This window comes from Microbispora rosea, from assembly GCF_900156315.1.
Classification (GTDB): domain Bacteria; phylum Actinomycetota; class Actinomycetes; order Streptosporangiales; family Streptosporangiaceae; genus Microbispora; species Microbispora rosea.
On the sequence record NZ_FTNI01000026.1, the window covers coordinates 40510 to 59576 of the forward strand.

The window sequence follows — 19067 nt, forward strand, 5'->3', positions numbered from 1 at the left end:
CTGCCCGATCGCGGCGCGGCAGGACCCCCCTGATGAGGTGTCAGGATAGTCCGCGGGCGACCTCGGTGGCCCAGTAAGTGAGGATCATGTCGGCACCGGCGCGGCGGATCGCGATCAGCGATTCCATGATCACCCGCTCCCGGTCGATCCAGCCGTTGGCCGCCGCCGCCTCGACCATCGCGTACTCGCCGCTGACCTGGTAGGCCGCGACCGGCACCTCGACGGTGTCGCGCACCTGGCGCAGGATGTCGAGGTAGGCCAGGGCGGGCTTGACCATGACGGCGTCCGCGCCCTCGGCCAGGTCGAGGCGCACCTCGCGCAGCGCCTCGCCGATCGGACCGGCCGGGTCCTGCTGGTAGGCGCTGCGGTCGCCGAACTGCGGCGCGCACTCGGCGGCGTCGCGGAACGGCCCGTAGAACCCGGAGGCGTACTTCGCGGCGTACGCCAGGATCGGGATCTCGGCGAAGCCGTTGGCGTCGAGGGCCGCGCGGATGGCCCCCACCTGGCCGTCCATCATGCCGCTCGGCGCGATCATCCTGGAGCCGGCCGTCGCCTGCGCGACCGCCGCCGACGCGTAGCGCTCCAGCGTCGCGTCGTTGTCCACCTCGCCGTCGGCCGTCAGCAGGCCGCAGTGGCCGTGGTCGGTGTACTCGTCCAGGCAGGTGTCGGTCATCAGCACCAGCGCGTCGCCCAGGTCGGAGGCGAGGTCGCGCAGCGCCACCTGGACGATGCCGTCCGGGTCGTCGGCGCCCGAGCCCCGGGCGTCCTTGTACGCGGGGATCCCGAACAGAATGATCCCGCCCACACCGGCCTCGGCCGCCTCGTGGGCCGCCTTGCGCAGCGACTCGCGGGTGTGCTGGACGACCCCGGGCATGGAGCCCACCGGCTGCGGCTCGGCGATGCCCTCCTTGACGAACATCGGCAGGATGAGCTCGGCCGGGTGCAGCCGCGTCCCCGCGACCATCCGGCGCATCGCGGCGGTACGGCGCAGCCGCCGGGGCCGTGCCACCGGGTATTGAGCGTTCACAGTGCTCTCTCCGCTCGGAACGGCGCCGGCCCGCGGAGACGTCTCCCGCGGGCCGTACGCGAATCAGTTCATTTCACGCGTCGCCGCGCGCCCCTGCGCATCTGGGACGGGCGGCGAGGCACCTCGCCCGCCGATACGGCGGCGTGCCGCATCTTGGCACCATAGTCCGCCAGCGCGGCGGCGAGAGCCGTAGCGGACGGTTTGTCGGCCATCACGTCGACCCGCAGGCCGAACTCCTCGGCCGTCTTGGCCGTCTGCGGCCCGATGACCGCGATCACCGTGACGTTGTGCGGCTTTCCTGCGATGCCGACGAGGTTCCGCACGGTCGAGGACGAGGTGAACAGCACGGCGTCGAACCCGCCGCCCTTGATCGCCTCGCGGATCGGGGCGGGCGGCGGCGCGGCGCGCACGGTCCGGTAGGCCGTCACGTCGTCGCACTCCCAGCCGAGCTGGGTCAGCCCCGCCACCAGCGTCTCGGTCGCGATGTCGGCCCGCGGCAGCAGCACCCGGTTGATCGGGTCGAGCATCGAGTCGTACGGCGGCCACTCGGCCAGCAGGCCCTCGGACGACTGCTCGCCCGTCGGCATGAGGTCGGGCTTCACGCCGAACTCCACCAGCGCCCGCGACGTGGCGTCGCCCACCGCGGCGACCTTGAGCCCGGCGAACGCCCGGGCGTCCAGGCCGTACTCCTCGAACTTCTCGCGCACCGCCTTGACCGCGTTGGCGCTGGTGAAGGCGACCCACTCGTAGCGGCCGGTCACCAGGCCCTTGATGGCGCGATCCATCTGCTGCGGCGTGCGCGGCGGCTCGACGGAGATCGTCGGCACCTCCTCGGGCACCGCGCCGTACGAGCGCAGCTGCTCCGACAGCCCCGCGGACTGCTCCTTGGTGCGCGGCACGAGCACCCGCCAGCCGAACAGCGACTTGGTCTCGAACCAGGACAGGCGGTCGCGCATGCCGACCGCGTCGCCCACCACGATCAGCGCGGGCTCGGTCATCCCGGCGTGCTTGAGGTCGGGACCGAGCCGCCCGAGCGTGGAGACCACGGTGTACTGCTCGGTGGTCGTGCCGTCGCTGGTCACCGCCACCGGGGTCGAGTCGGGCTTGCCGCCCGCGATCAGCGCCTTGCCGATCGGGACCGCGTCCGCGACGCCGTTGTAGATCACCAGCGTGCCCTCGCACGCGGCGTGCTTGGCCCAGTCGTCCGTCTGCGCGGCGTCCACGATGCGGAACTCCGGGGCCGACGCCGCCGGCGGGATGCCGGCGTACGTCAGCACCGCCGTGGCCGGCGGCACGCCGGGCACGATCTCGAAGTCCACGTCCGCCTTGGCGCAGGCGGCCACCTCGTCGGTGACCGAGGAGAAAAAGGACGGGTCGCCCGAGCAGAGCCGCACGACCGTGCGGCCCGCCTTGGCGGCCTGGATGGTCTTCAGCGACACCGAGTTCTCCGCCGCGTCGGCGGAGATGTCGACGACCTCGACGTCCTCGCGGCAGTGGCGCAGCAGCGAGCCGTACGCCTGCCGGTCGAGCACGACGACGTCCGCCCTGCCCAGCAGGTCGGCGCCGCGCAACGTGAGCAGGTTCTCGTCACCGGGGCCGGCGCCGACGAAGGCGACGAACCCGGACCGGGTCTGCGTGCTGTGATTCGCGGGGCTCAACGGGCCTGCTCCCCCATCAACGTGTCGGCCCCCTCGGCGATCATGGCTGCCGCGAGTTCGCGGCCCATCTCCACGGCCGCCGTAGAGGGTCCGGAGGTGGACTTGCGCACCGACCGCCCGCCGTCGACGGCGACGACGGTGGCGGTCAGATTGAGAATGTGCCCGTCACCGGAGGCGAAAGCACCTACCGGGGCCGCGCAACCGGCCTCGAGGGCGGCGAGCACCGAGCGCTCGGCGCTCACCGCGGCCCGCGTCGGCGGGTCGTCGACGGCGCGCAGCAGCTCGATGAGATCGTCACGGTCGGCCAGGCACTCGACGGCGAGGGCGCCCTGCCCGGGAGCGGGCAGCATCTCGTCGACCTCGAACACCTGGGCGATCTCCCCGTCCCGGCGGATCCTGACCAGCCCTGCGGCGGCCAGCACGACGGCGTCGAGCTCGCCCGACGTCACCTTGCCGATGCGGGTGTCCGCGTTTCCCCTGATGGGGACGTAGTCGATGTCCGGCCGGAGCAGGCGCAACTGGGCCACCCGGCGCGGTGAGCCGGTGCCGATGCGGGCGCCGGCGGGCAGGTCGTGCAGCTTGACCGAGCCGACGAGCGCGTCGCGCGGGTCGTCCCGCCGCGTGATCGCGGCCATGGCGATCCGCTCGTCCGGCTTGGTCGGCAGGTCCTTGAGCGAGTGGACCGCGAAGTCGACCTCGCCGGCGAGCAGCCGGCCGCGCAGGTCGTTGACGAACACGCCCGTGCCGCCGAGCTGGGTCAGGTGGGCCCGGGACACGTCGCCGAAGGTCGTGACGCCGACGAGCTCCACCGCCCGGCCGGTCAGGGCGGTCAGCCGGTCGGCGACGATCTGCGACTGCGAAGTCGCCATCAGGCTCTTGCGGGTGCCGAGCCGCAGGGGGGCGGTCACTGCTCCACCTCCAGGCTCGAAACGGCGTCGGGCGTCTTCGGGTCGAGGCCGAACAGCTCGCGCAGCGCCTCCGCGTACTGGTCGCCGCCCGGGGATGCGGCCAGCCGCTTGACCCGTACGGTCGGCTCGTGGAGCAGCTTGTCCACGACCCGCCGTACGGTCTGGTTGATCTCGTCGCGCATCCGCCCGTCGATGTCCGGCAGGCGGGACAGCAGCCGGCCCATCTCCGCCTCGACCACCCCGGCGGCCTTGCTGCGCAGGGCCACGACCGTGGGGGTGACGAGCGCGGCGCGCGCCGCGTCGAGGTAGGCGGCGACCTCCTCGGTCACGATGCGCCTGACCTCGCAGATCGCCTCGGCCCTGCCGCCGTCGGAGACGTCGTCGCCGACGCCGTCCTGCTGCATCGACTTCAGGTCGACCAGCGTCACGCCGGGCAGGTCCCGTACGCCGGGGTCCACGTCGTGGGGCAGCGCGAGGTCGAGGACGAACAGCGGCCTGTCGCGGTGCCCGAGCGTCTCCGGGGTGATCGTGCGGGTTCCCGCGCCGATGCAGGAGATGACCAGGTCGGCCTCCGCCAGCTCGGCCGGGACGTCGGCCAGGTCCGCGGCACGCCCGCCGACCGTCTCCGCGAGCCGTTCGGCCCGCTCGCGGGTGCGGTTGGCGATGACGATGTCGGTCACGCCCGCGCGGGACAGCGTCGCGGCGGACAGCGAGCTCATCGAGCCCGCGCCCACGACCAGGGCGCGCCTGCCGGTGATGTCGCCTAGCGCCCGCTCGGCGAGCGTCAGCCCCACCCCGACCAGCGACGCGCCGGCCCGGTCGATGCCCGTGTCGGCGTGCGCGCGCTTGCCCACGCGCAGCGCGTGCTGGGCCAGCTCGTTGAGCGTGGTCCCGGCCGTGCCCTCCTCCTGCGCCAGGCGCAGCGCGGTCCGGATCTGGCCGAGGATCTGCCCCTCGCCGATCACCATGGAGTCGAGCCCGCAGGCGACGGTGAACAGGTGCTGGACCGCCCGGTCCTCGTAGTGCACGTACAGGTGCCGCGCGAGCGTCTCCTGCGGCAGGCCCGAATGCGCGGCGAGCATGTTGGTCACCGCGGTGACGCCGCCGTGGAACCGGTCGACCACTGCGTAGACCTCGACGCGGTTGCACGTCGAGACGACCAGCGCCTCGGACACGTTCTCGTCAGACTGCACGTCGTGCAGCAGCTTGACGAGCGCGTCCCCGCTGACCGTGACACGTTCGAGCAGCGCGACCGGCGTGGTCCGGTGGCTCAGGCCGACGACGAGGACACTCATGAGCTCGCTCCGATCGATGGCTCACTCACATGACCACCCCGTCCGGCCACTCCTCGGCCATGATGGGCCCTCCATTAGCCTTGCGCTGCTCGTGGAACGCAAGTATCTGCAGTTCGATGGATAAATCGACTTTACGGACATCCACGCCGTCAGGCACAGCCAAGACGACGGGGGCGAAGTTCAAAATACTGGTGACGCCGGCCGCGATGACACGGTCGCATACCTGCTGGGCCGACGTGGCGGGGGTGGCGATCACCACGATCGAGACTCCGCGCTTCTTGATCACGGACTCCAGCTCGTCGGCGTGCTCGACGACGAGACCTGCGATGCGATCGCCCACGACGTGCGGATCGGCGTCCAGCAGGCCCGCGATCCGGAACCCGCGGGAGGCGAACCCGCCGTAGTTGGCCAGCGCCCGGCCGAGGTTTCCCACGCCGACGATGGCCACGGCCCAGTCCTGAGTGAGACCAAGCTCACGCGAGATTTGATAGATGAGGTACTGCACGTCGTAGCCGACACCTCTGGTGCCGTACGACCCGAGGTGGGACAGGTCCTTGCGGAGCTTGGCGGAGTTCACTCCGGCGGCGAGCGCGAGATCCTCCGAGCTCACCGTCGCCGTGCCCCGTTCGGCCATCCCGTTGAGTGCGCGCAGGTAGAGCGGCAGCCTCGCCACCGTGGCGTCGGGGATGCCGCGGTCACGGGCCTGCGGGATACGGCGGATCACTTGCCGGGGCTCCAGGGGGACGGACGGCCGGTTGCGCCCCCGGCCGCATAGCGGATGCGACGGATGAGTACCAGGTTAGTGCCTTTGTGAAGCAATGCACAAAGTCGATCGTGCGCGGTTTCCCTCATCACAAGGGTCCCAGGAGGGGGCGGCGGTCTCCATTCCGGGCCGGGAGGATCGTGATAATCGAGGGCATGGCTCCTCAAGACCACCGGATCACACTGCTCGGCAAGCCCGGCTGCCACCTGTGCGACGACGCCCGCGCCGTGGTCGAGCGCGTGGCCGCCGAGCTGGGCGTCCCCTGGGACGAACGCGACATCACCGCCTCGCCGGAGGACCAGGCCGAATACTGGGAGATGATCCCGGTCGTCCTGATCGACGGCGTGCAGCACGACTACTGGCGGGTCAACGAGAACCGCCTCCGGGAGGCCCTGCTGCGGTGAGGCCACGGCCGGCGTGGGTGCGGCGCGCGGCCACCTTGAACCGGCCTGCCTGACCTCTCCGGCCTGCCCGGACCTGTCCGGCCTGCCTGGCCCTAGAGGATCCGGCGGGCGGGGAGGGGAACCACCTTGGCGGCGTTGACACTGAGCTCGATGACGTTGGCCGCCAGCACGTACTTCACCCGCTCGGTCGCGAACCGCTCCATGTGCGGCTGCCGCTGGTGCTCGGCGTAGCCGACCTCGTCCCGGTAGAGCTCGTAGACGATGCGCTGGAGCGGGGCCGACTTGACCGCGTGGCAGACGAACAGCAGCGTGTCCGGCTCGTTGCGCTGGACCGCCTCCACCGTCTCCTCCGCCAGCGTGTCGAATGCCTCGCCCGAGCCGTCGAGCAGCGTGAAGACGGTCAGCAGGCCGTAGATGCCGGGGGCCGGCTTCACCGAGCCGCCCTGACCGGCGGGCCGGCCCGCCTGCTGCGGCCCCTGCCCGCCGTCCTGGCGGCTCATGGCCGGACGGGACCTGCCGCCGAACCCGACGCCGAAGCTCGCGGCGAGGTCGGCCGGATCGGGGACCTCCGCCCCGGGATAGAGGGCCCCCGTGGCGGGCATCGCCCGGTCGGGCTCGGCCGGAGCCGCCGCGGGCATGCCGTATTCGGGCCGGCGGGGCTGGCCGTACTGGTCCGCGGCGAGAAGCTGGCCGGTCGCGGGACCGCCGAAGTCGTCGGGGGACAGCGGACCGTCGGAGGGCCGCATGCGGGCGGCGTAGTCGACCTCGTTCTGCTCCCCCGCCCGGTATTCGGCCACCAGGTCGCCGAGCCCGGAACGGCGCGGCGCTCCCGGCCCCCCGGCTCCCGCACCTCCGGCTCCCGGCATACCGGACGGCACCGCACCGGCTCCGGCGGAGCGGCCTCCAGGAGCCCCGCGCGGCGGCACGGGCGGCCCCGAGGGCGCGGAGGGCACGCGGGTCTCGGCCCGCAGGGCGCTGTCGGCCCGGCCGCCGCGCCGCCCCTGCCACTCCTCCTCCGGGGCCTCGTCGTCCTCACCCTCGTCGTCGTACGGCGCGAGCGGCCGGGCCACGACGTACCAGACGCCTCCGGCGGAGGCGGCCAGCACCGCGACGACGACCAGCCCGGGAAGCCCGAACTCGAGCACACCCGAGATCGCCATTCCCGCCGGGGCGAGCACGACGGTCGCGTTCATGTTGTCGACGTCGTACTCGTCTCCGTCCCGCCATGCCATCACCGCCATGGCGAGGCAGAGCAGGAGGATGAAGACCACCAGGCCGTGGACGCCCCGCAGCAGCCACTCCGGCCAGAGGTCCCAGTGGGCCGGCCCGTCGGGCAGCGACTTGCCGAAGCCGGCGGTGACGACGGGGTCGAGCACCATGATCACCGTGCCCACGACCGTGAGCGCGGCGCCGAGGAGCCAGCCGGCGAAGCGGGCGCCGCCCTTCTCCGCGAGGAGCTGGATGACGCCGATCGTCAGCCAGAGCGGCGCCAGCAGCGAGCCGGTGATCTGGTAGGCCCGGAACGTCACGGGCCCGAATCCGGTGAGATGGCCGACGGCGACGGCGCCGAGCGACAACGCCAGCGTGCCTGTGGCGATGCTCCACGCGATCAGCCAACCGGCCGGCTCGTCACGGAGACGCCCGACGAGGACGCCGGTGGTGATGCCGGCGAGCAGGGCGCCGGCGAACGCGAGGAGAGCGACGAGGACTTCCATGGTGGCACCCATGCTGCCGGACATCGGCTTGTCACCGGTAGCCGGTCGCCCTGTCCGGGAATGTCACTCGCCGCGTACGCACTCCTGAAGCGGATTCCTCCACCCGAACGGATTGTGTAATCCCCCGTTGATTTCTAGAGTGTTCGAGCACGCCGACTCCCCTTCCCCCATGGGATCACGGATGCCGAACACGTGGCCGTTGGCCGGGCTTTCCCCTCCGGTAGCAGCAGGAGCAGCGCAACCCGCGCGTTCCGCCGATCTCTCCGATCGCGAGCGCGAGCGCGAGCACGACGAGATGCGGAGCCTCGTGCTGCGCGCCAAGACCGGCGACAGCGAGGCGTTCGGCGCGCTCTACGACCACTACCTGGATCTGGTCTACCGGTACGTCTACTTCCGGGTCGGCAGCCACGCGCTCGCCGAGGACCTGACGAGCGAGACGTTCCTGCGGGCACTGCGGGGCATGGCCGAGTTCACCTGGCAGGGCCGCGACTTCGGCGCCTGGCTCGTCACGATCGCCCGCAACCTCGTCACCGATCACTACAAGTCGGGCCGCAACCGCCTCGAGGTGACCACCGCGGAGATACTCGACACGCCTCTGGACGGCCCGCACATCCCCGAGAACGCGGTCGTCACGAACATGGTCAACGAACGCGTGATGCAGGCGATCAAGCAACTCGGCCCGGAGCAGCAGGAATGCGTGATCCTTCGTTTCCTGCACGGGATGTCGCTCGCGGAGACCGCGATGATCATGGGCAAGAAGTCCGGGGCGATCAAGGCGCTCCAGTTCCGGGCGATCAGGGCGCTCGCCCGGGAACTCCCCGACGATCTCGGTTGACACCCCCCGTAACCATTACCCATACCCCATCGTTGGGCATGTGGCAGGTCGGATCTTCAGGTGGACTTCGCGGGCAGGCCGGAAGGTGACGAACGCTTCCCAGCCCCGCGAGCGGCTCCGCTGGGCGTCAAGCGGGGGATGGCGGGAGCGGTGATGGGCTGGTGGCGACGCTCGCGCCGCGCGGGCGGCCGGTCGTCGGCCCGTTCCCGCGACGGCGCCGGTCGCCGTTTCCTGCTGCGCGGCCGGTCGCCGGCCCGCACCCGCGGGGTCCTCGCACGCGTGGCTGGTCTCCGCTCCCTGCTGGGCAGCCGCCCGCGACCGGAGTTCCGCGAGAGGCTGCGGGCCGACCTGATGCGGGCCCACGCCGCCGAGCGCGCGGCGGGCAGGCAGGCGGCGGGAAAGCACGCGGCGCCCGCCGCCCCACCCCCGCGGCCCCGGTCCCGCTGGTCCCTGCTCGTACGGCTGCGCCCCCTGCTGGTGTTCTGCGTGCTGCTGGCGGCGATGTTCGGGACCGGTGTGCGCACCCACTACGCGGTGCCCGGCGAGGTGCTGTATCCGCTGAAGAGGATGGCGGAGTCGACGGTGCTCCGCCTCGCGCACGACGACGAGGAACTGGCGCAGCGGCAGATGGTCGCGGCGCGGCAGCGGGCCGCCGAGACCGCGTCGCTGGTGAACGCGGCGACCCCGGAGCGCCGCCGGCTCATCGGGCAGACGCTCGACGACATGGAGACGACCACCAGGGCCGCGCTGAGCCGGGTGGTCCGGCAGGGACGCGCCGACGGCAAGGCGCGCGAGTTCGCCCGTGAGCAGCGCAATCTCGTGGAGCCGTTGCTGCCGAAGCTCGACGGGGAAAATCGCGACAAGGTTAACCAATACCTAATTTATATCGATTCGTTCACGGGTTCCGGACGTTGACACGTCATGTCCCGCTCCCGTTCCGTGCACTCTGCGGCGGTTAAGCTGATGAGTCATGAGGCGGCTATTGCGACGGCGGGAAGAGGCGGAGATCGCCGGCGAAGTGGCGGCCGCCGCGGCGGTGTCCGTCCCCGAGGTCGTCCCCGACCTCACGGCGGCGGCGTTCTTCGACGTCGACAACACCATGATGCGTGGCGCCTCGATCTACCACTTCGCCCGGGGACTGGCGTCGCGCGGCCTGTTCACCAGCCGTGACCTCATGAAGTTCGCGCTCGGGCAGGCGTGGTTTCGCGTGCGGGGCAACGAGAACCCCGAGCACATCGCCAAGGCCAAGGAGATGGCCCTCGCCTTCGTCGCCGGGCTGAAGGTGGACGAGGTCGTCCGCCTGGGCGAGGAGATCTACGACGACGTGATGGCCGACCGCGTGTGGCAGGGCACCCGCGCGCTGGCCCAGGCGCACCTGGACGCCGGGCAGCGGGTGTGGCTGGTCACCGCCACGCCGGTCGAGCTGGCCCGGGTCATCGCGCAGCGGCTCGGGCTCACCGGCGCGCTCGGCACGGTCGCCGAGACCGCGGACGGCGCCTACACCGGACGGCTCGTCGGCGACCTGCTGCACGGCCCGGCCAAGGCCGAGGCCATCCGCGCGCTGGCCCGTCGTGAGGGCCTCGACCTGGCCCGTTGCTCGGCCTACAGCGACTCTGCCAACGACCTGCCGATGCTCTCCCTCGTCGGGCACCCGCACGCCATCAACCCCGACAGCGAGCTGCGCGAGCACGCCAGGGAGAACGGCTGGGAGGTCCGCGACTTCCGCACGGGCAGGAAGGCGACGATGATCGGTCTGCCGATCGCCGCGACCGCGGGAGCCATCGCGGGCGGCGTCGCCGCGGGCATCGCCCTGCGCCGCCACTACCGCTCCGCGCTCTGAGACACCGCCGCTCCGCGCTCTGAGACACCGCCGCTCCGCGCTCTGAGCGCGCTCAAGGCGGCCGGGCACCTCACTCCCGTGGCCGCGGCGGCCGGAATCCGCCCGGCACGCGCCGCGACGGCGCTCAGGCGGCGGACCGGCCCTTCGACCGGCCCGGCGTGAGGTCCGGCGCGGCCCGCTCGATCAGGGCGGCCAGCTCGCGGTTCACCAGTCCGGGACGTTCGAAACCGATCATGTGCCCGGCACCGGGGATCCGTACGGGGGACCCGATGCCCAACACGCTTCCCGCAGGGCGACGTCACATCACGATCGGGGGAAACGCGGGGCCCCGGCGCAGCCGCAGCGCGTCGAGCTGCCGTTGCATGGTCTCCCTGATGTGGTCGGTCAGGTCGAAGACCAGCATGGGGTCGTCGGCCTCCTCCGGGGCGTACTCGTCGGTCCTGATCGGCTCGCCGAACTCGATCAGCCACTTGGACGGCAGCGGAAGCAGGCCGAGCGGCCCGAGCCAGGGAAACAGCGGCGTGATCGGCAGGTAGGGCAGGCCGAGCAGCCGGGCGAGCGCGGGAAGGTCGCCGACCTTGGGGTAGATCTCCTCCGCCCCCACGATGGCGCACGGGACGATGGGCACACCGGCCCTGATCGCCGACGCCACGAACCCGCCCCGGCCGAACCGCTGGAGCCGGTAACGCTCGGAGAACGGCTTGCCGATGCCCTTGAACCCCTCGGGGAAGACGCCGACGACCTCGCCCTTGCGCAGCAGCCGGTCGGCGTCCTCGGGACAGGCGAGCGTGTGCCCGGACTTGCGGGCCAGGTGCCCGAGCACGGGAAGCTGATAGACCAGGTGCGCCCCGAGCAGGCGCAGCGGCCTGCTCAGCTCGTCGTGCACCGCCACCTGCAGCATCAACGCGTCCACGGGCAGCGTGCCCGAGTGGTTGGCCACGATCAGCGCGCCGCTGTCGGCCGGCACGTTGCCGAGCCCGAGGGCCTCGGCCCTGAACCAGCGCCGGTAGAGCGGGCGCAGCGCCTCCAGCAGCACCTTCTCGTTGAGCTCGGGATCGAAGCCGAACTCGTCGACCTCGTAATCGCCGGTGATCCTGCGCCTCAGGAACGCGAACAGCTCGGCGAGCCGATCGTCGGCCGCGCTCCCGTCCCTGCTCTCGTTCGTGCTCTCGTTCGTGCTGCCGTCCGTGCGCCGGCCCTGGAAATCGTCCATCAACGTCCCGTCACGAGATCGGCCGGACGAAGTCGGCCAGCCAGTCGACCAGGGCACGAGGCAGGTCACCGGGGCCGCCGCGCGATCTGAGGAAGTCGTCGAAGGCCGCGGCCGTGCTGTATTTCGGCCGCCAGCCGAGCTCGGCGGCGAGCCTGGTGGTGTCCACCGCCCGGCCGTGGCTCATGAGCGCGAGCTGCTCGGGCGAGAAGTCCACCAGCCGCGCGCCCCGGGCGAGCCCGCTGACGAAGCGGAAGGCGGGGGACGGCATAGGGATCACCGGCCGGCCGGTGCGCCGCGCGCACTGCGACAGCAGCAGGACGCCGTCGCCCGCGACGTTGAACACGCCCGGGTGATCGGCCCGCGCCGTACGGCACAGCACCTCGACGGCGTCGTCCTCGTGCACGAACTGCAGCCGGGGATCGAAGCCGAGCACGGTGGGCAGCACCGGCTGCGAGAAATAGCCGGTCAGCGGCGAGTCGACGCCCGGCCCCATGAGAGTGGCGAACCGCAGCGTCGTCGTCGTCACATCGGGCCTGCGCCGGGCGAAGCCCCGCACGTACGTCTCGACCTCGGTGGCGTCCCTGGCGTACCCGGAGTGCGACACCTCGACGGGCTCGGTGTCCTCCGTGAACACGGCGGGAGCGTGCGGCGAGGAGCCGTACACGGCCGTGGTGGACCGCACGACCACCCGGCGCACCGTGGCGGAGCGCTGGCAGGCCGCGAGCAGCTGCATCGTCCCGATGACGTTGTGCTCCTTCATGGCCGGCCGGCCGCCGCCCGATCCGCTCGCCCGGCCGCTGCCACCGGGGCCGCTGACCAGGCTGAGGTGCACGACGGTGTCGACGTCGGCGTCCCTGATGACCTTGACAAGGTCGGGACTGCGCAACGCGACCCGGACGAACTCGGTGCGGCCGAGCACCGCGCCGTCCTCCCCGGCAGGGGATGGCGGCGGCGCCGTGTCCACGCCGATGACCCGGTCGATCTCCGGGTCGGCCGCGAGCGCGAGCGCCACACGAGCGCCGATGTGACCGGAGACACCGGTGACCAGCACAGTACGAGTCATCGACGCCTCGCCGGGGGTGTGCGTGTTCACGGTCGCCCGGCCCCTGAGGACCGGTGCGCGCTCCGTCTCGGCTACTTCTTGTTACGCCGCTGGATGCGGGTCTTCTTCAGCAGCTTGCGGTGCTTCTTCTTGGCCATACGCTTGCGGCGCTTCTTGATCACAGAGCCCACGGGACCCCCAGGTGAAGGTGTGACTGTCTAACCGGCGCGCGAGCGCACACCGGCTCAACAGACTACCGGCGATCCGTGGTAGATCGCTCCCCCGGGGGACCCCGCGTCGACCGGGAGTCGGCCACGCCGCCGTCAAGCGTGGTCGCCTGCGCGGTTCACCCTGCTTCGATGAACGCGTCTCGCAAGTAGTCGTGGACCGCCTGCTCTGGCACTCTGAAGGACCGGCCGACACGGATGGCCGGTAACTCTCCGGAGTGCACGAGCCGGTACACGGTCATCTTGGACACCCGCATGACGGTCGCCACCTCGGCCACCGTCAAGAACTTCACCTCGCTGAGAGGTCTTTCGCCTGCACCCATCGGACGCCTCTTCCGCACGTGTTTCCGGGTTATCCCCACTGGTGCCATTGCTCACGCACGTGTACTGCCGTCAGCGTAAGTCCGGACTCCGAGTAGGCAAACCCCTCATTCCGTCAATCAACGGAGTCGTGTGCCCTCAGAGTCGGGAAAGTCGCTGGCAGCAGCCAGATCGTGCCCCTCGCCTCAATCTTGGAACGGACCAACTTCTCTCACATTAGAGTCGCCCAGGCACACGAAAAAGTTGGCAAACGGCCGACACAGAGGCGCAAAAGCGGGCGCGAAATGCCCGGTTTGGGAGGTCCGGAAGGGGAGTCAGAGGCTGCGGGCGACCCGGGCGAGCAGGTACGCCGTCAACGGAGCGTAGAAGCGCGGCAGCACATTGTCATCCAGGGGAACGGCGACGGCGATCTTGCCCTCGGCCTCGCCCACGAACAGCGCGGGGTCGTTGCTGTCGGCGAAGCCCACGGTCTCGACCCCGGCCTCGCCCGCGGCCCCCGCCCAGCCGTGATCGGCGATCACGAAGTCGGGCCGCTCATCGGCGAGCATCGCCTCCATCGGCGCCGCCTCGTGCGTGTGCACGAAGGTGCCCCGGTCCTCCAGCATCGCCACCCCGTCGAGGTAGCGGATCTGCCTGCGGCGGCCGAGGCCGCCGACGTACGCCCACCCCTCGGCCGGGAAGAGCAGGGTCGCCCCGTTCTCCGCGAGGAACCGCGCCAGCGCGAGGTGGACGGTGAGCAGACCGGTCGGATGCCCGGTGGCGAGCACGATCCGGGGCGCAGCGCGCCGCAGCACCTTGGCGATCCGCTCGCCCATCTCCTCCACGGCGTCGATGGTCCGCTCGGGGTCGATGGTGTCGGCGCCCTCGCGATGGCCGGGGTCGGCGGTCACCCCCACCTTTTCGGACATGAGCGCCAGCACGTCGGGGTAGGACCACTCGCCCTCGAAGGTGAGCCCGAAGAGGTAGTGCGGGTCGCGCAGCGCGAGCGACCGGTAGTGATCGAGGTTGTTCTCGCGGCTGGTCGCCACGTCACCCGCGATGGCGGTCCTGACGAGGTGCTCGCGCAGTTCGGCTCGGGAGGGCGTTCTGGAGGGTGGTGCGGTCACGACAGGTACAGCGCTCCTCGGCTCGGCAAGATTCCGTACTTCTCAGGGCATGGGGTCCAGGCCGTGGAAGGGGAACACCGCCTTCCTCGTCGCGATGACGGCCCGGTCGACGGCGTCGGCTGGATCGTACCCTTCCGAAATGTCGCGCCATTGCGGGTGACGCCCGTCTGTCATGGTCAGGGGTGGTATCTCCCCGGTGCGCTCCCGCACGTACGTCCGCCATGTCGCCGGTGTGGCGGTCGACGGCTCGACGGGGCGCCCCAGCGCCTCGGCCATCAGATGCGTCCACGCCCGCGGCACGACCTGGACGAGTTCGTATCCCCCGCCGCCCATCGCGATCCAGCGGCCGCCGGCGGTCTCGTGGGCCAGCCGGTGCAGCGCGGCGTACGCCGTGCGCTGCCCGTCCAGGCTCAGCATGAGATGGGCCAGCGGGTCGAGAGCGTGACTGTCGCAGCCCTGCTGGGTGACCAGGATCTGCGGCGCGAAGGCGTGCAGCAGCGGCGGGACCACCGCGTGGAAGGCGCGCAGCCACCCGGTGTCGCCGCATCCGGCCGGCAGCGCCACGTTCACCGCGGTGCCGTCCGCGCCGGTCTCCTGCGGGAAGCCGGTGCCGGGAAACAGCGTGCGCGGGCTCTCGTGCAGGCTGATCGTGAGCACCCTCGGATCGTCGTAGAACGCCGCCTGCACGCCGTCGCCGTGGTGCACGTCCACGTCCACGTACGCGATCCTCGTCGCGCCCTGCGACAGCAGCCACGCGATGGCGACCGCCGGGTCGTTGTAGACGCAGAAGCCGCTGGCGGCGCCGGGCATGGCGTGATGCAGACCGCCCGCGACGTTGACCGCGTGCTCGGCCTCACCCGTCCACACCGCCCTGGCGGCGGCCAGCGAGGCACCGGTGACCAGGGCCGACGCCTCGTGGACGCCCCTGAAGGCGGGGTTGTCCTCGGTGCCGAGCCCGTAGCGCAGGTCGGGGCGGCCGTCCTTGGAGACGTTCTTGACCGCCTCGATGTAGTCCCGGTTGTGCACCAGGGCGATCTCGTCCTCGGTGGCGGGGACGCACCCGGTCATCTCGGCGCCGTCGAGCACGCCCAGGTCGCGGGCGAGCGCCATGGTGAGCTCCACGCGTACGGGCGCGAGCGGATGGCCGGGCCCGAAGTCGTAAGAAACCAGAGCGTCGTCCCAGACGACCCGCACCGCCTGACTCATGCCGTGACGCTATCGCACCGGCCCCCGGACGCCGTCGCTCGGGCAGTCGTCGCCGATCACGCGGGCGTCACCCGCGCGATCAGTCCATGCCCCGATCAGTCCGTACGCAGCGCGACGACGGGATCGAGCCTGGCCGCCCGCCGGGCGGGGGCGACGCCGAAGAAGACGCCGACGGCCGCGGAGACCCCGAAGGCGAGCACGATCGACCACCAGGTGATCGACGCGGGCACCGGCGAGACCGCCTGGATCAGCAGCGCACCGCCGACCCCGGTCAGGATGCCGATCACCCCGCCGATCGTGGTCAGCAGCACGGCCTCGATCAGGAACTGGCCGAGGATGTCGCGGCCGCGCGCGCCGAGCGCCTTACGCAGGCCGATCTCCTTGGTGCGCTCCCTGACGCCGACCAGCATGATGTTGGACACCCCGACGCCCCCGACCAGCAGGGAGATCCCCGCGATGGCGGCCAGCACGCCGGTGAGCATGCCGAGGACCGTGCCGATCGTGCCGAGGAGCTGGGTCTGGGTGACGGCCGAGAACGTCTCGCCCGGGTAGCGGGCGGCCAGGGCGGCCACGACCCGCTGCCGCAGCGGTTCGATCTCGTCAGGGCCGGAGGCGCCGACGGCGATGCCGTTGATCCTCGGCAGCCCGATCAGCCGCTGGGCGGTGGTGACCGGCAGATGCACCTCCTGGTCCCGCGCCACCCCGAACGTGGATCCGACGGTCTCGTAGACGCCGATCACGCGGAACCGCACCCCGGCGATCGTGACCTGGCGGCCGATCGGATCGACGTCCCCGAACAGCTTGGCCGCGACCTCCGAGCCGAGGATCACCACGCGCCGCCGCGTGTCCACGTCGGTCTCGGTGAGATAGCGGCCCCGGCGCAGCGGCCGGTCGAAGACATGGGGCATGTTCTCGTCGGTCCCGGTGAGCGTGGCGAACACCTCCACGCGGCCCACCCGCACCGGCTCGCCGGAGTTCACCGCGACCGTCACCTTCGACGGATCGCCGACCACGCGGCGCACGTACGCGACGTCCGACAGGTCGAGGCGGCTCTGGGTGGGGGCCGCGCCCAGCCCCACCTGTCCGGGGACCACGAGGATGATGTTGCTGCCGAGCCCCGCGATCTCCTTCTCGACGGCGTTCTTGGCTCCCGTGCCGATGGCGACGAGGATCACGACCGAGAGCACGCCGATGATCACGCCGAGCATGGTCAGCATGCTGCGCAGCCGGTTGACCCGCAGCGCCTCCACCGCCATGCGCAGCGCCTCGGCCGTCCTCATGACGCCGTCCTCATGTGTCGCGCTCGATCCGGCCGTCGCGTACGTGGATCTGGCGGCGGGCCCGGGCCGCGACGTCGGCGTCGTGGGTGACGAGGACGACGGCCACGCCGCCCTCGTTGAGCCGTTCGAGCAGGCCCATCACCTCCTCGCCGTTGCGGGTGTCGAGGTTGCCCGTCGGCTCGTCGGCCAGCAGCACCCGGGGATCGCCCACCAGGGCCCGGGCGATCGCCACCCGCTGCTGCTCGCCGCCGGACATCTGCGACGGCCGGTGCGTGAGCCGGTGGCCGAGCCCGACCGCCTCCAGCGCCGCCTTGGCCCGCTCCCTGCGCCCGGCGCGGGACACGCCCCGATAGACCAGCGGCAGCGCCACGTTGTCGAGCGCGGACGTGCGGGCCAGCAGGTGAAAGGACTGGAACACGAAGCCGATCGTGCGGTTGCGCAGATCGGCCAGCCGGGCGTCGTCGAGCGTCGCCACGTCCACGCCGTTCACCCGCAGCGTGCCGGAGGTCGGCCGGTCGAGGCAGCCGAGCAGGTGCATGAGCGTGGACTTGCCCGAGCCGGACGGGCCCACGATCGCCGCGAACTCCCCCTGCCCGATGCGCAGGCTCACCCCGCGCAGCGCGTCGACCAGCACTCCGCCGTCCAGCCGGTAGGAGCGGGTGAGGCCGATCGCCTCGAACGCCGGGACGGATGTGCCGGTCGCCTCCGGCATCGCAGGCGTCGCGGGTGTCGCGGGTGTCGCGGGTGTCGCGGGTGTCGCGGGTGTCGCCGATGTCACCGGCCCGTCGGCACGCTCGTCGTGGCTCACGACAGCGACTGGCCGGGGCGTACGGCGTCGGCGCCCTTGACGACCACCCGCTCACCGGGGGACACCCCGCTGAGGATCTCCACGACCGCGTCACCCTGCGCGCCCAGCCGGACGACCCGCCGCTCGGCTCTGCCGTCACGCACCGCCCACACGATCGTCTCCCTGCCGCTCGTCACGATCGCCGACGCGGGCACGGCCGTGGCGTTCTCCGAGCGGCGTACGGCCAGCCGCACCACGGCGCTCATCCCCGGCTTGGGCGCGGGGGCCGCGCCGCCGTCGTCGTAGGCGCCGCGGCCCAGGCGCAGCCGTACGGGATAGCTGACCCCGCCGGTCGCGCCCTCCTTGGGGGTGACCCCCACGCCCGTCACGCTGCCGGTGTACGTCGCGCCGGTCACCGCGTCGAACTCGACCTCGGCCGGCGTGCCCCTGCGCACCAGCAGCACGTCGGTCTCGTCCACGTCGGCCGACAACGTGAGCACCGACACGTCGGTCACCGTGACGATCGGGTCCCCGGCGGCGACCGGGACTCCGGTGGCGATCGTCCCGCCGGAACGGCCAGCGGGGGCGGCGGCGGCTCCCGCCTGGCTCGCCAGGCCGGCCGGCAGCTGCGAGACCAGCGCGCCGAGACCGGCCCCGCCCGCGGCGGAGGACGCGCCGCCGAGCGTGACCACGCCGCCGAACGGCGCCCTGACGACCAGGGCGTCCACGGTCTGCTCGGCCGCGCGCACGGCCGCCTTGGTCTGCGACCTCGACGCGGCCCGCAGGGACGCCATGGACGCGCTCAGCCCGCTCATCCCCGCGCTCACCCGGCCGCTCATCTGTGACAGCGTCCGGTCGAGCGAGCGGGCCAGTCCGTCGAGCACCTCGCCGAGCGCCCGCCGCTGGGCCCGCTGGCGCTTCTCGGCGGCGTCGATGGCGGCCAGCAGCCGGGCTCTGGCCGCGCGGTCGCCGATCGACCTGGCCGCCTTCCTGGCCTCGGCGAACGACCGGGCGACGTGCGCGTCGAGCGAGCCCGGCAGCCGCGGGCGCGGCAGCCGTACGCTCACCGGAGCGCCGCCCGCGCCGCCGAAGGAGACCGGGCGGGCGGCCTGCCGGTCGGCCTCGCGCGCGGCGGAAAGCTGCTGCCTGGCCTGCGGAGAGCCGATCCTGGCGAGGATTTGGCCCTTCTTCACCGTGTCGCCGTCCTGGACGTACAGGCGGGCGACCGTGCCGGACGCGGGAGCGGTCAGGGTGGCGGTCGCACGCGCGCCCACCGTCGCCGGGGCCTCGACGACCTCGCTGACGGTGGTTCTCGTCACCAGGGCCACCGGGGGCTTCTGGGGTTCCGAGGACGTGCATCCGGCGGCCAGCAGGACGGCGAGAAGCGGGACGACCCCGCGACGACACGTCACCCGCCAATCGTAAAGCGGTGGTCATCTC

Annotated in this window: 19 protein-coding genes; 4 read left to right on the forward strand and 15 right to left on the reverse strand. The window is 72.0% G+C overall.

Translation table 11 applies throughout. The features are described from left to right. Positions 1 to 40 precede the first annotated feature (40 nt). From hemB to BXA11_RS30280, 5 genes are all read right to left on the reverse strand, one after another. Positions 41 to 1027, reverse strand: a complete 987-nt coding sequence (gene hemB, locus BXA11_RS30260) for a porphobilinogen synthase (RefSeq protein ID WP_076439990.1) — start codon at positions 1025 to 1027, stop codon at positions 41 to 43. A gap of 68 nt (positions 1028 to 1095) precedes the next feature. After that, positions 1096 to 2685 (reverse strand): bifunctional uroporphyrinogen-III C-methyltransferase/uroporphyrinogen-III synthase, encoded by a 1590-nt coding sequence (locus BXA11_RS30265; RefSeq protein WP_076439992.1) that lies wholly within the window; start codon positions 2683 to 2685, stop codon positions 1096 to 1098. Next, positions 2682 to 3554 (reverse strand): hydroxymethylbilane synthase, encoded by an 873-nt coding sequence (hemC, locus tag BXA11_RS30270; RefSeq protein WP_231513800.1) that lies wholly within the window; start codon positions 3552 to 3554, stop codon positions 2682 to 2684. The genes BXA11_RS30265 and hemC overlap by 4 nt, the downstream gene beginning before the upstream one ends. A gap of 35 nt (positions 3555 to 3589) precedes the next feature. Further along, complete coding sequence (locus tag BXA11_RS30275) at positions 3590 to 4888, reverse strand: glutamyl-tRNA reductase (protein ID WP_076439994.1); 1299 nt, start codon at positions 4886 to 4888, stop codon at positions 3590 to 3592. 25 nt (positions 4889 to 4913) lie between these two features. Beyond that, positions 4914 to 5612, reverse strand: coding sequence for a redox-sensing transcriptional repressor Rex (locus BXA11_RS30280; RefSeq protein ID WP_030506832.1), 699 nt, complete (start codon positions 5610 to 5612; stop codon positions 4914 to 4916). 194 nt (positions 5613 to 5806) lie between these two features. Here BXA11_RS30280 and BXA11_RS30285 point away from each other — a divergent pair, with 194 nt between their 5' ends. Further along, positions 5807 to 6055: a glutaredoxin family protein gene (locus tag BXA11_RS30285; RefSeq protein WP_030506831.1), complete on the forward strand. Its 249-nt coding sequence runs from the start codon at positions 5807 to 5809 to the stop codon at positions 6053 to 6055. A 92-nt stretch (positions 6056 to 6147) separates the two neighbouring features. Here BXA11_RS30285 and BXA11_RS30290 read toward each other — a convergent pair whose 3' ends face one another. Beyond that, positions 6148 to 7770: an antibiotic biosynthesis monooxygenase gene (locus BXA11_RS30290; protein ID WP_143734597.1), complete on the reverse strand. Its 1623-nt coding sequence runs from the start codon at positions 7768 to 7770 to the stop codon at positions 6148 to 6150. A gap of 295 nt (positions 7771 to 8065) precedes the next feature. Here BXA11_RS30290 and BXA11_RS30295 point away from each other — a divergent pair, with 295 nt between their 5' ends. The 3 genes from BXA11_RS30295 to BXA11_RS30305 all read left to right on the forward strand — a co-directional run bounded on the left by BXA11_RS30295 (position 8066) and on the right by BXA11_RS30305 (position 10445). Further along, complete coding sequence (locus BXA11_RS30295; protein WP_231513791.1) at positions 8066 to 8605, forward strand: sigma-70 family RNA polymerase sigma factor; 540 nt, start codon at positions 8066 to 8068, stop codon at positions 8603 to 8605. A gap of 153 nt (positions 8606 to 8758) precedes the next feature. Beyond that, positions 8759 to 9520 (forward strand): DUF5667 domain-containing protein, encoded by a 762-nt coding sequence (locus BXA11_RS30300; RefSeq protein ID WP_076440000.1) that lies wholly within the window; start codon positions 8759 to 8761, stop codon positions 9518 to 9520. A 55-nt stretch (positions 9521 to 9575) separates the two neighbouring features. Then, entirely contained in the window at positions 9576 to 10445 is an 870-nt protein-coding gene (locus BXA11_RS30305) for an HAD family hydrolase (RefSeq protein ID WP_076440002.1), read from the forward strand. Between the two features lie 298 nt (positions 10446 to 10743). On the opposite strand, the gene BXA11_RS30310 is transcribed toward BXA11_RS30305, so the two are convergent. From BXA11_RS30310 to BXA11_RS30350, 9 genes are all read right to left on the reverse strand, one after another. Beyond that, positions 10744 to 11658: a lysophospholipid acyltransferase family protein gene (locus tag BXA11_RS30310; RefSeq protein WP_081903357.1), complete on the reverse strand. Its 915-nt coding sequence runs from the start codon at positions 11656 to 11658 to the stop codon at positions 10744 to 10746. Between the two features lie 10 nt (positions 11659 to 11668). Then, positions 11669 to 12721 carry an NAD-dependent epimerase/dehydratase family protein gene (locus BXA11_RS30315; RefSeq protein WP_030506825.1) on the reverse strand — a complete coding sequence of 351 codons (1053 nt, stop codon included), beginning with the start codon at positions 12719 to 12721 and terminating at the stop codon, positions 11669 to 11671. 71 nt (positions 12722 to 12792) lie between these two features. Further along, positions 12793 to 12891: a 30S ribosomal protein bS22 gene (locus tag BXA11_RS30320; protein ID WP_018654693.1), complete on the reverse strand. Its 99-nt coding sequence runs from the start codon at positions 12889 to 12891 to the stop codon at positions 12793 to 12795. A gap of 155 nt (positions 12892 to 13046) precedes the next feature. Continuing rightward, on the reverse strand, positions 13047 to 13250 hold the full coding sequence (locus tag BXA11_RS30325; RefSeq protein WP_030456159.1) for a helix-turn-helix domain-containing protein: 204 nt from the start codon (positions 13248 to 13250) through the stop codon (positions 13047 to 13049). A gap of 312 nt (positions 13251 to 13562) precedes the next feature. Continuing rightward, complete coding sequence (locus BXA11_RS30330; RefSeq protein WP_076440004.1) at positions 13563 to 14354, reverse strand: phosphatase; 792 nt, start codon at positions 14352 to 14354, stop codon at positions 13563 to 13565. A gap of 42 nt (positions 14355 to 14396) precedes the next feature. Then, the gene (locus BXA11_RS30335; RefSeq protein ID WP_076440006.1) at positions 14397 to 15560 is read right to left on the reverse strand and encodes an acetoin utilization protein AcuC; all 1164 of its coding nucleotides are present in this window, start codon (positions 15558 to 15560) and stop codon (positions 14397 to 14399) included. Positions 15561 to 15655: 95 nt separating this feature from the next. Then, the gene (locus BXA11_RS30340) at positions 15656 to 16840 is read right to left on the reverse strand and encodes an ABC transporter permease (RefSeq protein ID WP_076440008.1); all 1185 of its coding nucleotides are present in this window, start codon (positions 16838 to 16840) and stop codon (positions 15656 to 15658) included. A 10-nt stretch (positions 16841 to 16850) separates the two neighbouring features. Then, entirely contained in the window at positions 16851 to 17552 is a 702-nt protein-coding gene (locus BXA11_RS30345; protein ID WP_076440011.1) for an ABC transporter ATP-binding protein, read from the reverse strand. Between the two features lie 92 nt (positions 17553 to 17644). Next, on the reverse strand, positions 17645 to 19039 hold the full coding sequence (locus tag BXA11_RS30350; RefSeq protein WP_076440013.1) for an efflux RND transporter periplasmic adaptor subunit: 1395 nt from the start codon (positions 19037 to 19039) through the stop codon (positions 17645 to 17647). Positions 19040 to 19067 lie beyond the last annotated feature (28 nt).

Coding starts and splice junctions, on each gene's coding strand:
- BXA11_RS30325 (WP_030456159.1), bottom strand. CDS start 13,250: ATGGGTGCAGGCGAAAGACCTCTCAGCGAGGTGAAGTTCTTGACGGTG.
- BXA11_RS30315 (WP_030506825.1), bottom strand. CDS start 12,721: ATGACTCGTACTGTGCTGGTCACCGGTGTCTCCGGTCACATCGGCGCT.
- BXA11_RS30285 (WP_030506831.1), top strand. CDS start 5,807: ATGGCTCCTCAAGACCACCGGATCACACTGCTCGGCAAGCCCGGCTGC.
- BXA11_RS30295 (WP_231513791.1), top strand. CDS start 8,066: ATGCGGAGCCTCGTGCTGCGCGCCAAGACCGGCGACAGCGAGGCGTTC.
- BXA11_RS30305 (WP_076440002.1), top strand. CDS start 9,576: ATGAGGCGGCTATTGCGACGGCGGGAAGAGGCGGAGATCGCCGGCGAA.
- BXA11_RS30275 (WP_076439994.1), bottom strand. CDS start 4,888: ATGAGTGTCCTCGTCGTCGGCCTGAGCCACCGGACCACGCCGGTCGCG.
- BXA11_RS30290 (WP_143734597.1), bottom strand. CDS start 7,770: ATGGAAGTCCTCGTCGCTCTCCTCGCGTTCGCCGGCGCCCTGCTCGCC.
- BXA11_RS30335 (WP_076440006.1), bottom strand. CDS start 15,560: ATGAGTCAGGCGGTGCGGGTCGTCTGGGACGACGCTCTGGTTTCTTAC.
- BXA11_RS30300 (WP_076440000.1), top strand. CDS start 8,759: ATGGGCTGGTGGCGACGCTCGCGCCGCGCGGGCGGCCGGTCGTCGGCC.
- BXA11_RS30345 (WP_076440011.1), bottom strand. CDS start 17,552: ATGCCGGAGGCGACCGGCACATCCGTCCCGGCGTTCGAGGCGATCGGC.
- BXA11_RS30310 (WP_081903357.1), bottom strand. CDS start 11,658: ATGGACGATTTCCAGGGCCGGCGCACGGACGGCAGCACGAACGAGAGC.
- BXA11_RS30340 (WP_076440008.1), bottom strand. CDS start 16,840: ATGAGGACGGCCGAGGCGCTGCGCATGGCGGTGGAGGCGCTGCGGGTC.
- hemC (WP_231513800.1), bottom strand. CDS start 3,554: ATGGCGACTTCGCAGTCGCAGATCGTCGCCGACCGGCTGACCGCCCTG.